General features: G+C 57.3%; 2 rRNA genes. Both read right to left on the reverse strand.

Going from position 1 to position 5,229, the window contains the following annotated elements:
- Positions 1-2,851 (reverse strand): 23S ribosomal RNA (locus ACFVWR_RS18790); the annotation flags it as partial.
- A 321-nt stretch (positions 2,852-3,172) separates the two neighbouring features.
- Positions 3,173-4,700, reverse strand: a 16S ribosomal RNA gene (locus ACFVWR_RS18795).
- Positions 4,701-5,229: the final 529 nt, after the last annotated feature.

Here is a 5,229-nt window from a genome sequence, read left to right on the forward strand (position 1 = left end):
TACGCGCACAGCGGATAGGGACCGAACTGTCTCACGACGTTCTAAACCCAGCTCGCGTACCGCTTTAATGGGCGAACAGCCCAACCCTTGGGACCGACTCCAGCCCCAGGATGCGACGAGCCGACATCGAGGTGCCAAACCATCCCGTCGATATGGACTCTTGGGGAAGATCAGCCTGTTATCCCCGGGGTACCTTTTATCCGTTGAGCGACGGCGCTTCCACAAGCCACCGCCGGATCACTAGTCCCGACTTTCGTCCCTGCTCGACCCGTCGGTCTCACAGTCAAGCTCCCTTGTGCACTTACACTCAACACCTGATTACCAACCAGGCTGAGGGAACCTTTGGGCGCCTCCGTTACTCTTTAGGAGGCAACCGCCCCAGTTAAACTACCCATCAGACACTGTCCCTGATCCGGATCACGGACCCAGGTTAGACATCCAGCACGACCAGAGTGGTATTTCAACGACGACTCCCCCTGAACTGGCGTCCAGAGTTCAAAGTCTCCCACCTATCCTACACAAGCCGAACCGAACACCAATATCAAACTGTAGTAAAGGTCCCGGGGTCTTTCCGTCCTGCTGCGCGAAACGAGCATCTTTACTCGTAGTGCAATTTCACCGGGCCTATGGTTGAGACAGTCGAGAAGTCGTTACGCCATTCGTGCAGGTCGGAACTTACCCGACAAGGAATTTCGCTACCTTAGGATGGTTATAGTTACCACCGCCGTTTACTGGCGCTTAAGTTCTCAGCTTCGCACACCCGAAAGTGCACTAACCGGTCCCCTTAACGTTCCAGCACCGGGCAGGCGTCAGTCCGTATACATCGCCTTACGGCTTCGCACGGACCTGTGTTTTTAGTAAACAGTCGCTTCTCGCTGGTCTCTGCGGCCACCCCCAGCTCATGAAGTAAATTCAATCACCGGTGATGGCCCCCCTTCTCCCGAAGTTACGGGGGCATTTTGCCGAGTTCCTTAACCATAGTTCACCCGAACGCCTCGGTATTCTCTACCTGACCACCTGAGTCGGTTTAGGGTACGGGCCGCCATGAAACTCGCTAGAGGCTTTTCTCGACAGCATAGGATCATCCACTTCACCACAATCGGCTCGGCATCAGGTCTCAGCCTTAATGTGCGACGGATTTACCTATCACACGGCCTACACCCTTACCCCGGGACAACCACCGCCCGGGCTGGACTACCTTCCTGCGTCACCCCATCACTCACCTACTACAAGTCTGGTCCGTCGGCTCCACCACTTTCCTTTCCCCGAAGGGTCCGGAACGGCTTCACGGACTTAGCATCGCCTGATTCAATGTTTGACGCTTCACAGCGGGTACCGGAATATCAACCGGTTATCCATCGACTACGCCTGTCGGCCTCGCCTTAGGTCCCGACTTACCCTGGGCAGATCAGCTTGACCCAGGAACCCTTAGTCAATCGGCGCACACGTTTCTCACGTGTGTATCGCTACTCATGCCTGCATTCTCACTCGTGAACCGTCCACAACTCGCTTCCGCGGCTGCTTCACCCGGCACACGACGCTCCCCTACCCATCACGATCCCCGTTGGGGGTATATATCGCAATGACACGACTTCGGCGGTACGCTTGAGCCCCGCTACATTGTCGGCGCGGAATCACTAGACCAGTGAGCTATTACGCACTCTTTCAAGGGTGGCTGCTTCTAAGCCAACCTCCTGGTTGTCTGTGCGACTCCACATCCTTTCCCACTTAGCGTACGCTTAGGGGCCTTAGTCGATGCTCTGGGCTGTTTCCCTCTCGACCATGGAGCTTATCCCCCACAGTCTCACTGCCGTGCTCTCACTTACCGGCATTCGGAGTTTGGCTAAGGTCAGTAACCCGGTAGGGCCCATCGCCTATCCAGTGCTCTACCTCCGGCAAGAAACACACGACGCTGCACCTAAATGCATTTCGGGGAGAACCAGCTATCACGGAGTTTGATTGGCCTTTCACCCCTAACCACAGGTCATCCCCCAGGTTTTCAACCCTGGTGGGTTCGGTCCTCCACGAAGTCTTACCTCCGCTTCAACCTGCCCATGGCTAGATCACTCCGCTTCGGGTCTTGAGCGCGCTACTGAATCGCCCTATTCGGACTCGCTTTCGCTACGGCTTCCCCACACGGGTTAACCTCGCAACGCACCGCAAACTCGCAGGCTCATTCTTCAAAAGGCACGCAGTCACGAGACACATCCGAAGATGTGTCCGACGCTCCCACGGCTTGTAGGCACACGGTTTCAGGTACTATTTCACTCCGCTCCCGCGGTACTTTTCACCATTCCCTCACGGTACTATCCGCTATCGGTCACCAGGGAATATTTAGGCTTAGCGGGTGGTCCCGCCAGATTCACACGGGATTTCTCGGGCCCCGTGCTACTTGGGTGTCTCTCAAACGAGCCGCTGATGTTTCGACTACGGGGGTCTTACCCTCTACGCCGGACCTTTCGCATGTCCTTCGCCTACATCAACGGTTTCTGACTCGTCTCACGGCCGGCAGACCGTGAAAGAGAGATCCCACAACCCCACATGCGCAACCCCTGCCGGGTATCACACGCATATGGTTTGGCCTCATCCAGTTTCGCTCGCCACTACTCCCGGAATCACGGTTGTTTTCTCTTCCTGCGGGTACTGAGATGTTTCACTTCCCCGCGTTCCCTCCACATACCCTATGTGTTCAGGTATGGGTGACAGCCCATGACGACTGCCGGGTTTCCCCATTCGGAAACCCCCGGATCAAAGCCTGGTTGACGGCTCCCCGGGGACTATCGTGGCCTCCCACGTCCTTCATCGGTTCCTGGTGCCAAGGCATCCACCGTGCGCCCTTAAAAACTTGGCCACAGATGCTCGCGTCCACTGTGCAGTTCTCAAACAACGACCAACCACCCATCACCCCGAACCAGCAGATTCGAGTGCACTGGGGTCGGCACCGAAGGACAGGCTCTACAGCCCGTACCTTCAGACACCCAACAGCGTGCCCGACCCGGTCCCGCCCGGAGATCATGCTTTCCACGCTCCGAAGAGCAGTACTCACAGCCTCCGACCCGTGAACCCGGTCGAATAGTCAACGTTCCACCCTTGAGCAACCACCGTCGGACATTTGCCGACGAAATGGCTCTTGGACCACCAGGTGAAACCTGGCAGTCAAAGTGCTCCTTAGAAAGGAGGTGATCCAGCCGCACCTTCCGGTACGGCTACCTTGTTACGACTTCGTCCCAATCGCCAGTCCCACCTTCGACAGCTCCCTCCCCACAAGGGGGTTGGGCCACCGGCTTCGGGTGTTACCGACTTTCGTGACGTGACGGGCGGTGTGTACAAGGCCCGGGAACGTATTCACCGCAGCAATGCTGATCTGCGATTACTAGCAACTCCGACTTCATGGGGTCGAGTTGCAGACCCCAATCCGAACTGAGACAGGCTTTTTGAGATTCGCTCCGCCTCGCGGCATCGCAGCTCATTGTACCTGCCATTGTAGCACGTGTGCAGCCCAAGACATAAGGGGCATGATGACTTGACGTCGTCCCCACCTTCCTCCGAGTTGACCCCGGCAGTCTCCTGTGAGTCCCCATCACCCCGAAGGGCATGCTGGCAACACAGAACAAGGGTTGCGCTCGTTGCGGGACTTAACCCAACATCTCACGACACGAGCTGACGACAGCCATGCACCACCTGTATACCGACCACAAGGGGGGCACCATCTCTGATGCTTTCCGGTATATGTCAAGCCTTGGTAAGGTTCTTCGCGTTGCGTCGAATTAAGCCACATGCTCCGCTGCTTGTGCGGGCCCCCGTCAATTCCTTTGAGTTTTAGCCTTGCGGCCGTACTCCCCAGGCGGGGAACTTAATGCGTTAGCTGCGGCACCGACGACGTGGAATGTCGCCAACACCTAGTTCCCACCGTTTACGGCGTGGACTACCAGGGTATCTAATCCTGTTCGCTCCCCACGCTTTCGCTCCTCAGCGTCAGTAATGGCCCAGAGATCCGCCTTCGCCACCGGTGTTCCTCCTGATATCTGCGCATTTCACCGCTACACCAGGAATTCCGATCTCCCCTACCACACTCTAGCCTGCCCGTATCGACTGCAGACCCGGGGTTAAGCCCCGGGCTTTCACAACCGACGTGACAAGCCGCCTACGAGCTCTTTACGCCCAATAATTCCGGACAACGCTTGCGCCCTACGTATTACCGCGGCTGCTGGCACGTAGTTAGCCGGCGCTTCTTCTGCAGGTACCGTCACTTTCGCTTCTTCCCTGCTGAAAGAGGTTTACAACCCGAAGGCCGTCATCCCTCACGCGGCGTCGCTGCATCAGGCTTTCGCCCATTGTGCAATATTCCCCACTGCTGCCTCCCGTAGGAGTCTGGGCCGTGTCTCAGTCCCAGTGTGGCCGGTCGCCCTCTCAGGCCGGCTACCCGTCGTCGCCTTGGTGAGCTTCTACCTCACCAACAAGCTGATAGGCCGCGGGCTCATCCTGCACCGCCGGAGCTTTCAACCCCCTCCCATGCGAGAGGGGGTGTCATCCGGTATTAGACCCCGTTTCCAGGGCTTGTCCCAGAGTGCAGGGCAGATTGCCCACGTGTTACTCACCCGTTCGCCACTAATCCACCCCGAAGGGCTTCATCGTTCGACTTGCATGTGTTAAGCACGCCGCCAGCGTTCGTCCTGAGCCAGGATCAAACTCTCCGTGAATGTTTTCCCGTAATCGGGACTACACCACGAGAGCGGAACCGTCGGGAGGAATAATCCCCACGATTCACTGCGTCCTCGCTAGTGCGCCTCACCCCGGTGTGGGAGTGAGGACTTTTTCAAAGGAACCTCCAACCCACCAAAGGTGGGCCGGGGTTGTCAATCTGGCGTTGACTTTTGGCACGCTGTTGAGTTCTCAAGGAACGGACGCTTCCTTTGTACTCACCCGAGAGACTCTCTCAGGCTTTCCTCCGGGCAGTTTCCCTTCGGTCTTGCGTTTCCGACTCTATCAGACTCTTTCGTGTCCGATTTCCTCGGTGCCTTTCAGGTTTCCGCTCCGGCCTTTCGGCTTTCCGCGTTTCCCTTTCCGGCGGTTCCGACTCTATCAGATCCTTTCGGGCCTGACTCCCAGTCAGCGGGGTTTGTCTTCGCGGCTGTTGGGCCGTTCCGACGTCCCAAACTTTAGCGGATTCCCCCGGCGGTTCCTAATCGGGCCGCCGCACCGAAATCGAATTGAATTCGGGCACGCCGA

This window comes from Leifsonia sp. NPDC058292 (genome assembly GCF_042880955.1).
Taxonomy (GTDB): domain Bacteria; phylum Actinomycetota; class Actinomycetes; order Actinomycetales; family Microbacteriaceae; genus Leifsonia.